Origin of the sequence: Streptomyces sp. NPDC047971 (assembly GCF_040653355.1) — a bacterium.
Lineage (GTDB): Bacteria > Actinomycetota > Actinomycetes > Streptomycetales > Streptomycetaceae > Streptomyces.
The window spans coordinates 72549-88477 of record NZ_JBEZNW010000023.1 but is presented as its reverse complement, the minus strand read 5'-3'; the positions used below and the strand labels follow the sequence as shown (position 1 = coordinate 88477).

At 73.6% G+C, this 15929-nt stretch carries 16 protein-coding genes; 4 read left to right on the top strand and 12 right to left on the bottom strand.

The features are described from left to right. Positions 1–72: 72 nt before the first annotated feature. The 5 genes from AB0D99_RS22000 to AB0D99_RS21980 are packed head-to-tail and all read right to left on the bottom strand — an operon-like array spanning position 73 to position 5579. Positions 73–879, bottom strand: coding sequence for a type III pantothenate kinase (locus AB0D99_RS22000; RefSeq protein WP_362364577.1), 807 nt, complete (start codon positions 877–879; stop codon positions 73–75). Beyond that, positions 879–1907 (bottom strand): carboxylating nicotinate-nucleotide diphosphorylase, encoded by a 1029-nt coding sequence (gene nadC / locus AB0D99_RS21995; RefSeq protein ID WP_362364574.1) that lies wholly within the window; start codon positions 1905–1907, stop codon positions 879–881. Before nadC ends, AB0D99_RS22000 begins: the two co-directional genes overlap by 1 nt. Continuing rightward, positions 1904–3598: an L-aspartate oxidase gene (locus AB0D99_RS21990; RefSeq protein ID WP_362364571.1), complete on the bottom strand. Its 1695-nt coding sequence runs from the start codon at positions 3596–3598 to the stop codon at positions 1904–1906. Before AB0D99_RS21990 ends, nadC begins: the two co-directional genes overlap by 4 nt. Further along, positions 3595–4671: a pantoate--beta-alanine ligase gene (panC, locus tag AB0D99_RS21985; protein ID WP_362364568.1), complete on the bottom strand. Its 1077-nt coding sequence runs from the start codon at positions 4669–4671 to the stop codon at positions 3595–3597. The genes AB0D99_RS21990 and panC overlap by 4 nt, the downstream gene beginning before the upstream one ends. Continuing rightward, a complete protein-coding gene (locus tag AB0D99_RS21980; protein ID WP_362364565.1) occupies positions 4668–5579 on the bottom strand; it encodes a DUF2520 domain-containing protein in 912 nt (303 codons plus the stop codon). The genes panC and AB0D99_RS21980 overlap by 4 nt, the downstream gene beginning before the upstream one ends. A gap of 124 nt (positions 5580–5703) precedes the next feature. Here AB0D99_RS21980 and AB0D99_RS21975 point away from each other — a divergent pair, with 124 nt between their 5' ends. Next, positions 5704–6843, top strand: coding sequence for a beta-eliminating lyase-related protein (locus AB0D99_RS21975; RefSeq protein ID WP_362364562.1), 1140 nt, complete (start codon positions 5704–5706; stop codon positions 6841–6843). A 153-nt stretch (positions 6844–6996) separates the two neighbouring features. On the opposite strand, the gene AB0D99_RS21970 is transcribed toward AB0D99_RS21975, so the two are convergent. Further along, positions 6997–7209 carry a hypothetical protein gene (locus tag AB0D99_RS21970; RefSeq protein ID WP_362364559.1) on the bottom strand — a complete coding sequence of 71 codons (213 nt, stop codon included), beginning with the start codon at positions 7207–7209 and terminating at the stop codon, positions 6997–6999. Between the two features lie 98 nt (positions 7210–7307). Here AB0D99_RS21970 and AB0D99_RS21965 point away from each other — a divergent pair, with 98 nt between their 5' ends. Then, positions 7308–8396: a DUF5937 family protein gene (locus AB0D99_RS21965; protein ID WP_362364556.1), complete on the top strand. Its 1089-nt coding sequence runs from the start codon at positions 7308–7310 to the stop codon at positions 8394–8396. 78 nt (positions 8397–8474) lie between these two features. Here AB0D99_RS21965 and AB0D99_RS21960 read toward each other — a convergent pair whose 3' ends face one another. Genes AB0D99_RS21960 through AB0D99_RS21950 form a run of 3 tightly spaced genes read right to left on the bottom strand, consistent with a single transcriptional unit; the run spans position 8475 to position 10992 of the window. Beyond that, on the bottom strand, positions 8475–9089 hold the full coding sequence (locus tag AB0D99_RS21960; RefSeq protein ID WP_362364553.1) for an AAA family ATPase: 615 nt from the start codon (positions 9087–9089) through the stop codon (positions 8475–8477). Positions 9090–9092: 3 nt separating this feature from the next. Beyond that, positions 9093–9767 (bottom strand): response regulator transcription factor, encoded by a 675-nt coding sequence (locus AB0D99_RS21955; protein ID WP_362364550.1) that lies wholly within the window; start codon positions 9765–9767, stop codon positions 9093–9095. 19 nt (positions 9768–9786) lie between these two features. Then, complete coding sequence (locus tag AB0D99_RS21950) at positions 9787–10992, bottom strand: sensor histidine kinase (protein WP_362364547.1); 1206 nt, start codon at positions 10990–10992, stop codon at positions 9787–9789. Positions 10993–11089: 97 nt separating this feature from the next. On the opposite strand from AB0D99_RS21950, the gene AB0D99_RS21945 reads away from it, so the two are divergent. After that, positions 11090–12055: an SAM-dependent methyltransferase gene (locus AB0D99_RS21945; protein WP_362364544.1), complete on the top strand. Its 966-nt coding sequence runs from the start codon at positions 11090–11092 to the stop codon at positions 12053–12055. A 110-nt stretch (positions 12056–12165) separates the two neighbouring features. Continuing rightward, positions 12166–13308, top strand: coding sequence for an NADH-quinone oxidoreductase subunit D (locus tag AB0D99_RS21940; RefSeq protein WP_362364542.1), 1143 nt, complete (start codon positions 12166–12168; stop codon positions 13306–13308). Positions 13309–13328: 20 nt separating this feature from the next. Here AB0D99_RS21940 and AB0D99_RS21935 read toward each other — a convergent pair whose 3' ends face one another. From AB0D99_RS21935 to AB0D99_RS21925, 3 genes are all read right to left on the bottom strand, one after another. Then, on the bottom strand, positions 13329–13811 hold the full coding sequence (locus tag AB0D99_RS21935; RefSeq protein WP_362364539.1) for a GNAT family N-acetyltransferase: 483 nt from the start codon (positions 13809–13811) through the stop codon (positions 13329–13331). After that, positions 13808–14815, bottom strand: a complete 1008-nt coding sequence (locus AB0D99_RS21930; RefSeq protein WP_362364536.1) for a hypothetical protein — start codon at positions 14813–14815, stop codon at positions 13808–13810. The genes AB0D99_RS21935 and AB0D99_RS21930 overlap by 4 nt, the downstream gene beginning before the upstream one ends. 131 nt (positions 14816–14946) lie before the next feature. Beyond that, positions 14947–15918, bottom strand: a complete 972-nt coding sequence (locus AB0D99_RS21925; protein ID WP_362364533.1) for an ABC transporter substrate-binding protein — start codon at positions 15916–15918, stop codon at positions 14947–14949. Positions 15919–15929: the final 11 nt, after the last annotated feature.

Below are 15929 nucleotides of genomic sequence, written 5' to 3'. Positions count from 1 at the left end.
GCCCTCGGAGGCGGGACCGCCGGTGGGGCGGACGGCCGCGGGCCGGGGTGGTGGGCCCCGGCCCGGGAGCGGCTACAGGCGGGACATGTTGCGTTCGTAGACGAGCCGGAGGCCGATCAGGGTCAGCCAGGGCTCGTGCTCGTCGATCTCCTTGGAGTCGGCGAGGACCATCGGGGCGAGGCCGCCCGTCGCGATCACCGTGACGTCGGAGGGGTCACCGTCCGGGCCGACCAGTTCGCGCTTCATCCGGGACACCACGCCGTCGACCTGGCCCGCGTACCCGTAGACGATGCCCGACTGCATCGCCTCGACCGTGTTCTTGCCGATCACACTGCGCGGGCGGGCCAGCTCGATCTTGCGGAGCATCGCGCCCTTGACGCCCAGGGCGTCCACCGAGATCTCGATGCCCGGCGCGATCGCCCCGCCCGCGTACTCGCCGCGTGCCGTGACCGCGTCGTACGTCGTCGCCGTGCCGAAGTCGACCACGATCGCCGGGCCCCCGTAGAGCTCGACCGCCGCCGCCGAGTTGACGATGCGGTCCGCGCCGACCTCCTTGGGGTTGTCCGTGAGGACCGGTACGCCCGTCTTGATGCCGGGCTCCACCAGGACCGCGGGGACGTCGCCGTAGTACCGCCGCGTCACCTCGCGCAGCTCGTGCAGCACCGACGGGACGGTCGAGCAGATCGCGATGCCGCCGATGCCGTCACCGAGCTCCACACCCAGCAGGGGGTGCATGCCCATCAGGCCCTGGAGCAGGACCGCCAGCTCGTCGGCGGTGCGACGCGGGTCCGTGGAGATGCGCCAGTGCTCGACGATCTCCTCGCCGTCGAAGAGCCCGAGGACGGTCTGCGTGTTGCCGACGTCGATGGTGAGGAGCATCAGACCGCCGCCTCGGAGGCGTCGCGCAGGTCGAGGCCGATGTCGAGGATCGGGGACGAGTGGGTGAGCCCGCCCACCGCGAGGTAGTCCACGCCGGTCGCCGCGTACGCCGCCGCGTTGTCGAGCGTGAGGCGGCCCGAGGACTCCAGGACGGCCCGCCCGGCGACCAGCGCGACGGCCTCCTCGGTCTCCAGGGGCGTGAAGTTGTCGAGCAGGATCAGGTCGGCCCCGGCGTCGAGGACCTCGCGGACCTGGTGCAGCGTGTCGACCTCGACCTCGATCGGCACGTCCGGGAACTGCTCCCGCACGGCCTTGAACGCCTGCGCCACCCCGCCGGCCGCCACCACGTGGTTGTCCTTGACCAGGGCCGCGTCGGACAGCGACATGCGGTGGTTGACCCCACCGCCGCACCGCACCGCGTACTTCTCCAGCGCCCGCAGGCCCGGCGTCGTCTTGCGGGTGTCACGGACCCGGGCCTCGGTGCCCTCCAGCGCGTCCGCCCACGCGCGCGTGGCGGTGGCGATGCCGGAGAGGCGGCACAGGATGTTCAGCGCGCTGCGCTCGCCGGTGAGCAGGTCGCGGGTGCGGGTGGTGACCGAGAGCAGCTTCTGGCCGGCCTCGACGCGCTCGCCGTCCTCGACGTGCCGCTCGACCTCGAAGGTCTCCGTGCAGACGATGGACAGCACCGCCTCGGCGACCCGCAGACCGGCGACGACGCCCGCCTCGCGGGCGGTGAAGTCGGCCGTGGCGATCGCGTCCTCGGGGACGGTCGCGACGGTCGTGACGTCCACACCGCCGTCGAGGTCCTCCTCGATGGCCAGGTGGGCGATGTCCTCGACCTGGACCGGGTCGAGCCCGGCGTCGGCGAGCAGCTGGGCGAGCGCGGGGTCGAGGCCGCACTCGTAGACCTCGTCGCCCCCGGCGCAGCCGCAGCCGTCACCGCAGCCGCCCGCGTCCTCGGAGGGGGCGCTGATCTGGATCAGGGGTACGTCCACGGGCTCGGGACGGCGTTCCTCTGGCGTGCTCACGGTTGCGGCTCCCTGGGGGCTTCGGGGGTTACGGAGGGAAAGTCTGCGGTGGCGGTACGGCGGACCACGAGCCGCCGGTCCGAGGTGAGGCGCACGATCAGATGGCGCTGCCAGCCCTCGTCGCGCTCGGGGTGGTCCTCGCGCCAGTGGCAGCCGCGCGTCTCCTCGCGCTCCCGGGCGGCGGCCACCAGCACACGGGCGACGCAGAGGAGGTTCGTCGTCTCCCAGGACTCCACGCCCGGCTCGGCCGCCTTGCCCGGCCGGCCCTCGGCCGCCGGGAGGCTCAGCGCCTCCAGGGCTTCGGCGGCGGCCGTGAGGCTCTCGGCGGAGCGGAGCACTCCGGCGTTCGCGCTCATGACCCGCTGGACGCGGGTCCGGGTCTCCGGGGCGAGCAGCGGCAGCACCGAGGCGGTGGGGGACACGAGGGGCAGGCCCTCGCGGTGCGGGCCGTTCGTGGCGATGTCCTCGGCGATGCGCTCGGCGAAGACCAGGCCCTCCAGGAGCGAGTTCGAGGCGAGCCGATTGGCGCCGTGGACGCCCGTGCAGGCCACCTCACCGCACGCGTAGAGGCCCGGGACGGTGGTCCGGCCCGTCAGGTCGGTGCGGACGCCGCCCGAGGCGTAGTGGGCCGCCGGCGCCACCGGGATCGGCTCGGTGACCGGGTCGATGCCGTGGGCCCGGCAGGCGGCGAGGATCGTGGGGAACCGGTTCTCCCACATCTCGGCGCCGAAGTGGCGGGCGTCCAGGTACATGTGCTCGGCGCCCTGCTCCTGCATCCGGCGCATGATCGCCTTGGCGACGATGTCGCGGGGGGCGAGTTCGGCCAGCTCGTGCTGCCCGACCATGAACCGGACCCCGTCGGCGTCGACGAGATGGGCGCCCTCTCCCCGTACCGCCTCGGAGACCAGCGGCTGCTGGCCCTCGGAGTCCGCGCCGAGGAAGAGCACGGTGGGGTGGAACTGGACGAACTCCAGGTCGGAGACCTCGGCACCGGCGCGCAGGGCGAGCGCGACGCCGTCGCCGGTGGAGACGGCCGGGTTGGTGGTGGCCGAGAAGACCTGGCCCATGCCGCCGGTGGCGAGGACCACGGCGGGGGCGTGGACGGCGCCGACGCCGTCGTGCTGGCCCTCGCCCATGACGTGCAGGGTCACGCCCGCCGTGCGGCCCTCGTCGTCGGTGAGGAGGTCCAGGACCAGGGCGTGCTCGATGGTGCGCAGGCCACGGTCCCGTATCGCCTCGACGAGGGCGCGGGAGATCTCCAGGCCGGTGGCGTCGCCGCCGGCGTGCGCGATGCGGCGGCGGTGGTGGCCGCCCTCGCGGGTCAGCGCGATCTCGCCGTCGGCGGTCTTGTCGAAGTCCGCGCCGGTGGCGATCAGCCGGCGGACGGCGTCCGGTCCCTCGGTGACGAGGAGCCGTACCGCGTCGGTGTCGCAGAGCCCGGCGCCGGCCACCAGGGTGTCGTCGAGGTGCTGCTCGGGGGTGTCGCCGTCGCCGAGCGCCGCGGCGATGCCGCCCTGCGCCCAGCGGGTGGAGCCGTCGTCCATGCGGGCCTTGGTGACGACGACGGTGCGCAGTCCGGCCGCGGTGCAGCGCAGGGCCGCGGTCAGTCCCGCGACACCGGAGCCGACCACGACGACATCGGCGTCGATGGACCAGCCCGGCGCGGGCGCTTGCAGCCGTATTCCGGTCACTTGGAGGCTCCGAACGTCAGCGGGATGTTGTCGATCAGCCGCGTGCTGCCCACGCGCGCGGCGACGGCGAGGATCGCCTCGCCCTCGTGGTCGTCGGCGACCTCGGTGAAGTCGGCCGGGTCGACCAGGGCCAGATAGTCCAGGGTGAGCGGCGGCTCGGTCTTCGCGGCCTCGTCGAGGACCGCGCGGGCCGCGGCCCGTACGGCTTCCGCTCCGTTGCCCTCGGTCGCCTGGGCCACCGCGTGGGCGTCGGCCGCGGCACGGGCCTCACCGAGCCGGGAGAGCGCCTCGGCCCGGGTCTCGGCGCGGTTCTGCGCCCCGGGGAGCGAGTCGGCACGCGCGCGCAGCGCGTGCTGGGCGGAGAGCCGGTCGCTCGCGGCGAACAGGGCGCGGGAGAGGGCGAGGGCGGTGCGGCGCTCGCCGTGGGACAGGTAGCGGTTGCGGCTGGACAGGGCGAGGCCGTCGGCCTCGCGGACGGTCGGCACGCCGACGATCTCGACCGGGAAGTTCAGGTCGCGGGCCATCCGGCGGATCAGGGCCAGCTGCTGGGCGTCCTTCTGGCCGAACAGGGCCAGGTCCGGGCGGGTGAGGTGGAGCAGCTTGGCGACGACGGTGAGCATCCCGTCGAAGTGGCCGGGCCGGGAGGAGCCTTCGAGGCGCTCGCCCATGGGTCCCGCGCTGATCCGGACCTGGGGCTCCCCGCCCGGGTAGACCTCGTCGACGGCGGGCGCGAAGACCGTGTCGGCGCCGGCCGCCTCGGCGGTCGCGAGGTCGGCGTCCAGCGTGCGCGGGTAGCGGTCGAGGTCCTCTCCCGCGCCGAACTGGAGCGGGTTGACGAAGACGGTGACGACGACGAATCCGTCGGGTCCGACGTACTCGCGGGCGGTGCGGACGAGCGTCGCGTGCCCCTCGTGGAGGGCGCCCATGGTCATGACAACAGCGGTACGGCTGTTTTCGGCCGCTCCCGGGGCCGCGACGGAGGTCCGGCCGGCGCCCGTCCGGCCCGCCACCAGCGCGTGCAGTTCGTCCGCGGTGCGGACCAGTGCGAACGTCGCGGACGACGTGGACCTCATCGGGTCTCCCCCTCTGCGAGCACACCGAGCAGATCCTCGGCCAGCTCGGGCTTGAGCAGACCGTGGGCGAGCGCCCGGTCCGCGGTCGTGCGCGCCATCGCCAGATAGCCGGCGACGGTGCCCGGCGCGTGCTTGCGCAGTTCGGCGACGTGCGCGGCGACCGTGCCCGCGTCTCCGCGCGCGACGGGGCCGGTCAGGGCCGCGTCGCCCGAGCGCAGGGCGTTGTCCAGGGCGGCGCCCAGGAGGGGGCCGAGCATCCGGTCCGGGGCGGCGACCCCGGCCGTGCGGAGCAGCTCCATCGACTGGGCGACCAGCGTGACCAGGTGGTTCGCGCCGAGGGCGAGGGCCGCGTGGTAGAGCGGGCGGGCCTGCTCCTCGATCCACTCGGGTTCGCCGCCCATCTCGATGACCAGGGCCTCGGCCGCGAGCCGCAGCTCCACGGGCGCGGTCACCCCGAAGGAGCAGCCGGCCAGCCGCTGGACGTCGACGGAGGTCCCGGTGAAGGTCATGGCCGGGTGCAGGGCGAGCGGCAGCGCGCCGGCCCGCCGCGCGGGGTCCAGGACCTGCACGCCGTACCGCCCCGAGGTGTGCACGAGCAGCTGACCGGACCGTACGGCCCCGGTCTCCGCGAGGCCCTCGACCAGGCCGGGCAGGGCGTCGTCGGGGACGGTCAGGAGCACCAGGTCGGCGTGGGCGAGCACCTGCGCGGGCGCCATGATCGGCACGTCGGGGAGCAGGTTCGCGGCGCGGCGTACGGACGCGTCCGAGACGGCGGAGACCGCGACGGGGCGGTGACCCGCGAGCTGGAGCGCGGCGGCGAGGGCGGGTCCCACCCGGCCGGCTCCGACGACTCCGACGGTGAGTCGCGCGGGTCGGTCTTCCGCTCGGGGTTCTGCTGGTTGGTTCACGCGGCAACGGCCTTCCGTTCCAGTCCGCGGGGGGTACCGGACGATTTCTGGTCATGCTACGCCAGCGTTTCGCGCTCCTCCGTGGCTGTCCACAGGGTGTGGGTGGTGGTGTGATGATCGGCCCATGGACGAAACGGAAGCGCGGCTGATCCAGGCGAAGGCGTGGGGCGCGGCCCGGCGGAGGCTGTGGCACTCGCCGGTGGAGGGCACGGTCGGGGAACGTCTGCGGCAGCTCGCCGACTGGGCGGCCGAGAGCGAGGACGACGGGGGCCGGCTCGATGTGTACGGCGACGGTCTCGTCGAGGAGGTCGAGCGCCGGGTCGCCGACGCGCTCGGCCTCCCGGCGGCGGTGTTCTTCCCGACCGGGACGATGGCCCAGCAGGTGGCGCTGCGCTGCTGGTCGGGACGGACCGGCAGCCCCGTCGTGGCCCTGCATCCGCTGGCGCACCCGGAGGTCCACGAGGGCGGCGCGCTGGGTGTGGTGAGCGGGCTGCGCACCGTTCATCCGACGGACGAGCCGCGGCTGCCGACGGCCGAGGAGGTACGGAACCATCCGGAGCCGTTCGGGACGCTGATGCTGGAGCTCCCGCTGCGGGACGCGGGGTTCGTGCTGCCCTCCTGGGAGGAGCTGGTGGCCGTGGTGGAGGCCGCGCGCGAACGTGAAGCGGTGGTGCACGTCGACGGCGCGCGGCTGTGGGAGTGCGCCCCTCACTTCGGCCGGGACCTGCGGGAGATCGCGGGGCTCGCGGACAGCGTGTACGTGTCCTTCTACAAGTCCCTGGGCGGTCTGTCGGGGGCGGCGCTGGCGGGCCCCGAGGAGGTGATGGAGGAGGCCCGGGTGTGGCGTCACCGGTACGGAGGGCTGCTCTTCCAGCAGTTCCCGGCCGCGGTGTCGGCGCTGCGGGGGCTCGCCGTGGAACTCCCGCGACTGCCCTCGTACGTGGCGCACGCGCGCGTGGTGGCCGAGGGGCTGCGGACAGGCTTCGAGGAGGCGGCCGTGCCGTGGTTCCGGATCCACCCCGCGACCCCGCACACCCATCAGTTCCAGGTGTGGCTCCCGTACGACCCCGAGGCGCTGACGGCCGCGTCGGTGGCGCAGGCGGAGGAGACGGACACGGTCCTCTTCCGCCGGTGGCGCGGTCCGGGCGCGGGGGGACCGCCGGGGGTGGCGGTGACGGAGGTGACCGTGGCCGAGCCCGGTCTGGGCTGGACGGAGGACGACGTCCGGGAGGCGGTGCGGGAGTTCCTGTCGCGCCTGGCGTGAGCCCCCCGGGGAGCCGGCGGCCCGCCTCGGCGCGCGCGGGAAGGGCGGACCCGGCTCGCGGGAAGGGCGGACACCCCCCGCTCGCGCCGCGGGGAAAACCGGCCCCGCCTCGGCGCGCCCGCGGGGAAACCGGGCCCCCGCACGGCTCCCGTCTCAGCACGCCCGCGCCCGGGGATGCAGCCACCGGGCGAGCGCCGCGCGCAGCCGCCCTCGGGCGGGGCGCCCGGCGACGACGGCCTCGAAGCGGCGGGCGTCGCGGACCGCGCGGAGGGTCTCGATGTCGTGCGTCCCGGGCACGGGGGGCATCCGCTCGCCGCGCTGCTCGGCCCGGTAGCTGTCGAGAAGGTACTGGTGGAGTGCGTTCATGCCTTCACCATGCGCCGGGCGGGGTGCGCGGTCGCGCCGATTGACGGCCACCGTCAAACGGGCGGCGCGGTGCCCGGCCCGACCCGCACCATAGGGGGGTGAGCCTGACCATCGACATCACCGGACTGCCGCACGAGCGCATCTCCTTCTGCCCCTCACCGCTGGCCGAACTCGGCGCCGCGCTGCACGCGCTGTCCGAGCCGGCGCACCACGCGGGGCTGCACGGCTGGGCCACGACCACGGCCGCCGCGCTCAAGCCCGAGCTCGCCGACCGGCTGCACGAGGCCGACTTCATGTGGCGGTCCACCCGGTCCGACTTCCTGCTGCCCGCACAGCCGCGCGAGACGCTCGCGGAGGAGCTCGACGACCTCGACCGGATGGACGACGAGACCTACGTGGGGGCGGCGCTGGAGATCTCCTGCAGCACGCAGTACGCCGACGGACTGCCCTCGCCGCTCGTCGACGCGCACTCCCGGCGCCGCGCCCTCGACCTGGCGGCGGCGCGCGGCCCGCGCCAGTACGCGTTCGTGGAGCGGATGCTCGCCGATCCCACCGGCACGCGCGCGTGGATCCGCCGGCTCCTGGAGGACTGCGACGACGCGTTCTTCGCCGACACCTGGCGCCGGGTCCGGGTGCAGCTCGCCGCCGACGCCCGGCACAAGACCGACCTCCTGCACCGCAAGGGCCTCGCCGACGCCGTCACCGCGGTCTCCGGCGCGATGAGCCTCGAAGTGGACGCCCACGGTTCCCGGATCGTCATCGACAAGCTGGTCCACGGCCGTACGCACACCCAGGGCTCGGCGCTCACCCTCGTGCCGACCGCCTTCGGCTCGCCCCACCTGATCGCCCTGCACGCACGGGGCTGGCAGCCGGTGATCCAGTACCCCGTCTCCACCCGCGAGCTCGCCGGCACCGCCCCCGTGGAGACGGTCAAGCTCCGTCTGGAGGCCGTCGCCCACCCGATGCGGATGCGGATGTGCCGCAACCTCGCCCGGGCCTCCTACACGACGAGCGAGCTGGCCGACGCGTACGGCATCACCGCGCCGGAGGTCTCGCGCCACCTCGCCGTCCTGAAGAAGGCCGGGCTGCTCACCACCCAGCGCCGTGGCCGCTACGTCCTGCACCAGCTGGACGTGAGCGTCGTCGCCCGCCTGGGCAGCGACTTCCTCGAAGCGGTCCTGCGCTAGGGCGGTGAGGCGCCCTCGGCCCGAGGGCGGTGGCGTGCCCGACCCGCGCGGACCCGCCCGCCCTCGGCCGAAGCGGACTCAGTCGAAGCGGATGTGGGCGAGCCCGACCCGCAGTCGGCGCAGCCGGTGCCGCAGCGGCCCGTCCGTGTTCGGCGCGAGCCGCAGCCCCGCCGTGCGCGCCACCTCGTCCGCGACCTGCGGGACGGTCAGCCGGTCCGTACGGATGTGGTGCGCGAACTCGGGTCCGTTCAGCCGCTCCAGGCAGCCGTCCAGCCTGCCCACCGCGAAGCTCTCCCGCTTCAGTCCGCGCCCGAGCCCCCGCTCCGTCAGCCGCTTCAGCACCGTCTCGCGCCGCGCGAGCAGCGCCACGTGGTGCACCCGGTCGGCGCCGTGCGCCGCGCGCAGCCGGCCGACGACCTCCTCGAAGTACGCGGGCTCCACCAGCGTCATCGGCACGATCACCGGACCGGCCGTGTGCTCCCGCAGAGCCAGGTCCAGGACGTCGTACACGCCCCGACGCCACGCCCGCAGGTCCTGGAAGTCGCCTCGGAGGGCCGGCGGCAGGGCACGGTGGAGGCCGAAGCCGACATGCTCCGGATCGCACACCACACTGCCGGGCAGCCGCCGCAGCAGCTCGTGAGCCGTCTGCGTCTTGCCGCCCCCGAAGGGTCCGTTGATCCACAGCAGCGGCACGGTTCAGACCGTCCCGCCGCCCGCCCGCACCAGGCCCGTCTCGTACGCGAGGACCACCACCTGGACCCGGTCGCGCAGGTCCAGCTTGGTCAGGATCCGGCCGACGTGCGTCTTCACCGTCGCCTCCGAGAGCACCAGCCGGGCGGCGATCTCGCCGTTCGACAGCCCCTGCGCGACCAGCATCATCACCTCGCGCTCCCGGTCGGTCAGCCGGTCGAGCTCCTTGTGCTGCGGCTCCTTCCCCGACGACGGCAGCATCGGCGAGAAACGGTCGAGCAGCCGGCGCGTGGTCGACGGGGCCACGACCGCGTCGCCGCTGTGCACCGAGCGGATCGCGCCGAGCAGCTCGCTCGGCGGCACGTCCTTCAGCATGAAGCCGCTCGCGCCCGCCTTCAGCCCGGAGAAGGCGTACTCGTCCAGGTCGAAGGTGGTCAGGATCAGCACCTTGGGGGCGTCGGGCTCCGAGCAGATCCGCCGGGTCGTCTCGACACCGTCGAGCTTGGGCATCCGTACGTCCATCAGCACGACGTCCACGGCCGTGGAGCGCAGCACCTCCAGCGCCTCCACGCCGTCGCCCGCCTCGGCGACGACGTCCATGTCCGGCTGGGCGGCGAGCACCATGCGGAAGCCGGTGCGCAGCAGCACCTGGTCGTCGACGAGCATCACGCGGATGGACATGTGGGGTTCCTTCGTGTCGTCAGTGGGCGGGCTTCAGGGGGAGCAGGGCGCTGATGCGGAAGCCGCCGCCCGGACGCGGTCCCGCGTCCAGGGTGCCGCCGACCATGCCGACCCGCTCGCGCATGCCGATCAGGCCGTGGCCCCGGCCGTCGGCGCCCCCGTCCTCGTACATCTCGTGCGTCGCGCCCCGGCCGTCGTCCTCGACGAGCAGCCCGAGGCCGTCGTCGAAGTAGACCAGGCGGACGCTGGCCCCGACGTCCGGACCGCCGTGCTTGCGCGTGTTGGTGAGGGCTTCCTGCACGATCCGGTAGGCGGTGAGCTCGACGCCGCTGGGCAGCGGCCGTGGCGTCCCCTCGATCCGGAAGTCGACGGTCAGACCGGCCCCGCGGACCTGCTCGACGAGCTCCTCGATCTGCTCCACGTCGGGCTGGGGCACGTACTCCCCCGCCTCCTTGTGCTCGCCCGTGCGCAGGATGCCGAGCAGCCGGCGCATCTCGGCGAGCGCCTGGCGGCCGGTGGAGGAGATCGTCTCCAGGGCCTGCTTGGCCGTCTCCGGGGAGGAGTCCAGGACATAGGCGGCGCCGTCGGCCTGGACCACCATCACCGACACGTTGTGCGCGACGACGTCGTGCAGTTCACGGGCGATCCGGGCACGCTCGGCGGCGACCGCGACCTTGGCCTGCGCCTCGCGCTCCTGCTCCAGGCGGGAGGCGCGCTCCTCCAGCTGCGCGAAGTAGGCGCGGCGGGTGCGCAGGGAGTCGCCGAGCACCCAGGCGAGGGCGAACGGCACGGTCATGATCACCGTGAAGAAGACGTGCGCCAGCGTGGAGCCGGGGCTGGTCTCGGCGGGCCATCTCAGCATCGAGAGCGTCGCGGCGCTGAGACCGCCGGCGAGCGCGAGACGGGACGCCCAGCGCGGTCCGTCGTGCGCCGCCACGGTGTAGATGATCACCAGCATGGCGAAGTCCGCGAAGAACGGCTGCAGCCCGAACGCGAGCTGGACCAGGCCCAGCGCGACGGCGAGCAGCAGCATCTTCTCGGGCGCGCGCCGGCGCAACGCGACGACGAGGGAGAACAGCGCGCCGACCACGCCGTACGCGGCGGCGTTGCCGACCGCCGGGTAGGAGGTGCCCACCCACAGCACGGAGAACCCGAGCAGGACGACGGCCCAGAAGCTGTCGACGCCCGTCGGGTGTCTGCGGATGAAGTCGTAGAGGCGCTGCACGTCACCCAGCGTAGGGAAGGCGGATAGGTGCAGGGGTCAACCGTGGGGTCGATCCTTGACGGGAGGACCGTACTCCGCAAGGTGGAGACTGTGCCCTGTGACGGATGAGACGTGTCAGTGGCAGGGGTGGCGCGAGGCCACGGAGCGGGCGCTGTACGGCCCGGGGGGTTTCTTCCTGCGCCCCGAGGGCCCGGCAGGCCACTTCCGCACGTCGGTGCATGCCTCGCCGCTCTTCGCCCGGGCCGTCGCCCGGCTCCTGGCGGGGGTGGCGGAGGAGCTGGGGACGGACGAGGTCGCGTTCGTGGACGTCGGCGCGGGGCGGGGCGAACTGCTGACGGGCGTGCTGGCGGCCGCGCCCGCGGGGCTGTCGGTACGGGCGTACGGCGTCGAGCGGGCGGACCGGCCGCCGGGGCTCGACCCCCGGGTGGAGTGGACGGACCGGGTCCCCGACGGGCTCCGCGGACTGCTCTTCGCCAACGAATGGCTCGACAACGTGCCGGTGGACGTCGCGGCCGTCGACGAGTCGGGTGCGGTCCGGTACGTCGAGGTGCGGGCGGCGGACGGGGCCGAGCGGCTGGGGAGGGTCGTGGCGGGCCGGGACGCGCAGTGGCTGGAGCGGTGGTGGCCGCTCGCGGAGCCCGGCGAGCGGGCGGAGATCGGGTGGCCCCGGGACGAGGCGTGGGCGGCGGCGGTCGGAGCGCTCGCGGAGGGGACGGCGGTGGCGGTGGACTACGGGCACGTACGGGAGTCCAGGCCGCCCTTCGGGACGCTGACGGGGTTCCGGGCGGGGCGGGAGGTGGCGGCGGTGCCGGACGGGTCCCGCGACATCACGGCACACGTGGCGATGGACGCGTGCGCCGTGGGGGGCGGGGACGTGACGACGCAGCGGGAGACGCTGACGGGGCTCGGGGTGCGCGGGGAGCGGCCGCCGCTCTCGCTGGCGTCCAGCGATCCGGGCGCCTACGTGCGGGCGCTGGCCGGCGCGGGCGAGGCGGCCGAGCTGACGGCGCGTGGCGGGCTGGGGGACTTCCTGTGGCTGACGCGGAGGGTTCGGGGGCGGTAGGGCGTGTATCGAACGTCCCGCCTGCCCCGCGACGCCTGGCACACGCGCTGGGTCCCGCCGTCCTGTGGACGGGTTCCCGGGCCGACGGGCCCGGCAGGGATACTGGGCCCATGACGGAGACGACGGTCGGAATCGGCGGCGCGGCGGAGAGCACCGACATGGTGCTGAACATCGGGCCGCAGCATCCCTCCACCCATGGTGTGCTCCGCCTCCGTCTCGTCCTCGACGGCGAGGTCATCCAGCACGCCGAGCCGGTCATCGGGTACATGCACCGCGGCGCGGAGAAGCTCTTCGAGGCGCGCGACTACCGGCAGATCATCATGCTCGCCAACCGCCATGACTGGCTGTCGGCGTTCTCCAACGAGCTCGGTGTCGTCATGGCCGTCGAGCGGATGCTCGGCATGGAGGTTCCCGAGCGGGCCGTGTGGACCCGCACGCTGCTCGCCGAGCTGAACCGGGTGCTCAACCACCTGATGTTCCTGGGGTCGTACCCCCTCGAACTGGGCGGTATCACCCCGGTCTTCCACGCGTTCCGGGAGCGCGAGGAGCTGCAGGCCGTGATGGAGGAGGTCTCCGGCGGCCGGATGCACTACATGTTCAACCGGGTCGGCGGCCTCAAGGAGGACCTCCCCGCCGGATGGCTCGGCCGGGCCCGCGCCGCCGTCGCCGACGTGCGGTCGCGGATGGACGTGTACGACAAGCTGGTCCTCGGCAACGAGATCTTCCGCGGCCGCACCCGGCGCGTCGGCGTCCTGACCGCGGAGACGGCGCACGCGTACGGCGTCTCCGGGCCCATCGCGCGCGCCTCGGGCGTCGACTTCGACCTGCGCCGCGACGAGCCGTACCTCGCCTACGGGGAGCTTCAGGACACGCTGAGGGTCGTCACGCGGCAGGAGGGCGACTGCCTCGCCCGCTTCGAGTGCCTCCTGGAGCAGACCCACAACTCCCTGGACCTCGCCGACGCCTGCCTCGACCGGATCGACGACCTCCCGCCGGGGCCGATCAACCAGCGGCTGCCGAAGGTGCTCAAGGCGCCGGAGGGCCACACGTACGCCTGGACCGAGAACCCGCTCGGCATCAACGGCTACTACCTGGTCTCCAAGGGCGAGAAGACGCCGTACCGCCTCAAGCTGCGCTCGGCGTCCTTCAACAACATCCAGGCGCTGACCGAGCTGCTGCCGGGGACGCTGGTCGCCGACATGGTGGCGATCCTGGGTTCGCTGTTCTTCGTCGTCGGCGACATCGACAAGTAGGGCGGTCGCCGCAGGCCGGGTCAGTCCTTTCGGCCCATGACCACGAACTCCCTCGGGTCCTTCTCCGGCCACCGCCGCTCCACCACGCTCCAGCCCCACCGCTCGTAGCGTTCGCGCAGCTCGGGCACGTCGAGCGTCATCAGCAGACCCGGGGCGGGCGCCCGGGCGAGAAGGGTGTCGTGCAGGGCGCGGCCCAGGCGCTTCCCCTGGTGGGCGGGGGCGACGACGAGTTCGGCGAGTTCGAACGTCACGTCCTCGCCCGAGAGCGCGTTGTCGAGCCAGCCCGCGGCGAACCCGGTCAGTGCGCCGTCCGGGTCGAACGAGGCGACGAAACGGAAGCCGGGCTGGGGTCCGGACGCCATGCCGAGCAGCCGTTCCACCGTCCGCAGCGCTCCGCGCGGCGGCTCGTGCCAGGGCGGACCGCAGAACGCCTGCGCGCACAGGGCGATCAACTCGTCCCGCAGCGACGTCACTTCCTCCGCGGCGAGCGCCCGGAGCGTCACGAGTTGACGGCCCCGCGGAGCTCGACGACGTCGATCTGTTCGGTCTCGTCGTGTGCGGTCAGATCGATGACCTGGCCGATCGCGCGCTGTTCCGGGGTGCGGCGGGCGACCGACGCCAGGACCTCCTCGCCCACCACGTCCGCGAGGTCGGCGTCCTGCACGGCCTCGATGGCGGCCGCCGCCTTCTGCATGCCGAAGAAGTCGAAGCCTCCCTCGGGGCGGGGGGCGCGGCGCGAGGCGTGGGGGACGATCGCGGACGCGACCGGGACGGCCCGGACGGCGGGCAGGGCGGCGGGGGCGAGGGCGGGAACCACGGCGGTCGACGGGCGAGCGTGCTGCTCGGCGCCGGCGGCCGCCGCGTGCTTCCCCTGCGGCTCCTCCGTCTCCCGGGCGCGCTCGGCGAGATCGCGGCTACGGGCCGCCTCGGCCGTACGCCGGGCCTCCTGGGCGGCGGCGTTGCGCGCCAGGTTGCGCAGGGCCTCGGCGGCCTGGCGGTACGCGGCCGGGGTGGGCGCGGATCCCGCGGTCGGGAGTTCCTTGGCGGGCGCCGCGGACTCCAGGGCGAGCTGCCGGCGGCCCTCCAGGGCGCTGGCGCGCTCCGTCTCGGCGGTGGCGTACCGGCGTAGCAGCGCCGCGTGTTCACCGCGCAGCCCGGCGAGCTCGACCCGCTTGGCGCGCAGCTTCGCGTCGAGCCTCGCGCGCAGCTCGCGGGACTCGTCGAGGTCGGCCTCCAGCTCGGCTATCCGCTCCTCGGTCTTCCACTCGTCCGCGGTCCGGGCCCGGGTCAGCTCGGCGACCTGCCGGCCGGCGCTCCGGTCCCAACTGCGCATGATCACACCGCCGGTGACCGCGGCCGCCGCGGCGGCCGCCACGAGCAGCCGAAGCGCCACGGGATCGGCGAGCAGCCAGGCGCCCGCGGCACAGACGACCGACGCTCCGGCGACCGCCGAGGGCGGCAGGAGCTTGTGCAGAGGAGGTGAATGGCGGTGGCGTCCACGTGGCATGGCCTGAAATTTACCGTGCGTAGGCGCTGTATGGGGTGTCGGCCCGGCAATCTCTTGGCCACTTCTCGCCGTCGTTCTCGACGCCGGGCCCGCGCCCCCGCCGGACCGGGCCGACTCCCCTTACCGGGCCCCTACTTCTTGACCAGCCCCTTCGACTCCAGATAGGTCTTCGCGACGTCCTCGGGCTTGGCCCGCTCCGCGTCCACCTTGCGGTTCAGTTCGGCGAGATCGGCCGTCGTGAGGACCTTTGTGATCTTGTCGAGGGCGGCGGCGATCTCCGGCGATCCCGCGTCCTCGGCATTGACGACGGGCAGCACATTGTCGGCGTTCTGCAGCTTCTTGTCGTCGGTCAGGAAGACCAGACCGAAGCTGTCGATCGTCGCGTCCGTCGTGGTGGTCAGCACCAACTGGTCCACGCCGTCCTTGACCGCCTGCTTGGACTGCGGCGTACCGACACCCTTGGGGTCGATCCCGGTCACGTCGATCCCGTAGGTCTTCTTCAGACCCGGCGCGCAGAAGGGCCGTATCTCGCATTCGTCGCCCGCCGCGATCCTCACCTTCAGCTTCGCGGCGCCGAGATCCGAAAGCGTCTTCAGCTTGTTCTTCTCGGCGAATTCCTTCGAGACCGCGAAGGCGTTCTGGTCGACCGCCTCGCCGACCGCGAGAACCTTCAGTCCGCGCGGCTCCGCGAGCTTCTTCAGCGCCTCCACCGTGGCCACGGCGTCTCCGGAGGCGACCGGCTTCTCCTCGGGCGCCTTCGGACCGTTCACCTTGGCATTGAGGAATTCCGCGATGGTCGCCGCGTATTCGGGTACGACGTCGATCTCGCCCTTCTCCAGCGAGGGTTCGTACAGCTCGCGGTTCTTCACCGTGGTGACGCTCGCGGAGTATCCGGCGTCGTTCAGCACCTGTGCGTACAGTTCGGCGAGCACCTTGGACTCGGTGAAGGCGGCGGCGCCCACGACGAGCGAGCCCTTGCCCTTGCCCGAACCCGTCGACGGCGCGTTGCTCTGCTCCAGGCTGTCACCGCCGCACGCGGCGAGGCCGGCGGTCAGCGCCGCCACGCCCAGCACGGCACCCGCGGTGCGCGAGATCCTGCTCACGAGATCACCCA